Annotated in this window: 1 protein-coding gene; it reads right to left on the reverse strand. The window is 76.9% G+C overall.

The window, feature by feature from the left end:
• A partial coding sequence (locus PINTE_RS21465; protein ID WP_217996686.1) for a condensation domain-containing protein occupies positions 1-798 on the reverse strand: 798 nt, incomplete at its 3' end.
• Between the last annotated feature and the right edge of the window lie 62 nt (positions 799-860).

Genomic DNA, 860 nt, shown 5'->3' on the forward strand with positions numbered 1-860 from the left:
GACGACGGCCGCGAACAGTTCCGGCGCGGTCGCGGGGACCTCCGCCGAAGAGCGGACGGGCTCGGGCCGGGCCTCGGCGGGGCGGGCCGTCAGGTGCCGGCCGGCGGCGCCGAGGGACCCGAGCCGGTCACCGGGCGCCGCGAGCAGCATCCGTTGCACGAGATCGGTGACGAGCGCGCCTGCGGCGTGGGCGGGTCCGTCGGCCTGCGGTTGCCGATCGTCCCGCGGACCGACCCCGCCGCCCCGGGCGACATCATCGGCGTCGTCGGGGCGCAGGTCGGTGAGCAGGTCGGCGGGCACCCCACCGGGCGTGGTCGCGGTCCAGGTCAGGGCACCGTCGACGCGGTAGACCGACAGCCCGAGGTCGTCGACCGGGCCCTCGGCGAGGGTGTGCCACCGCAGCGCCAGGTCGCCGATCCGGCTCGGCTGATCGAAGACCTTGAGGTTGAGTTCGGCGCCGACCAGCGGTGCGTCGCCGGTGACGCGCCGGGTGAGTCGGGCCAGCTCCTCCGCGCGAAACCGGCCGTGCCGGCGCACCCGGTGCAACCGTGCCGCGACGTCGGCGACGAACTCGCCGAGGGGCCGGCCGGGCGTGACGCCGACGTGCATCGGCAGCACGTTGACGACGCTGGTCGGCGCGAGCGCGGCCGGCCCGATCCGGTTCATCAGGGGGATGCCGACGACGATCTCGCGGTGTCCGCCGAGCCGGGCCACGGCCACCGCGTGGGCGGCGGCGATGAAGTCGGGCCACGTCACGCCGAATCGGTCGGCGGCGTCATCGAGTTCGGCGGCGCTCACGGCGAGCCGCCCGCTCCCGACCGGCCCGGCGCGACCGGCTCGACCGGCGGAGCCGGCGCAGT

Source organism: Piscicoccus intestinalis NBRC 104926 (assembly GCF_001515525.1).
Taxonomy (GTDB): Bacteria; Actinomycetota; Actinomycetes; order Actinomycetales; family Dermatophilaceae; genus Kineosphaera; species Kineosphaera intestinalis.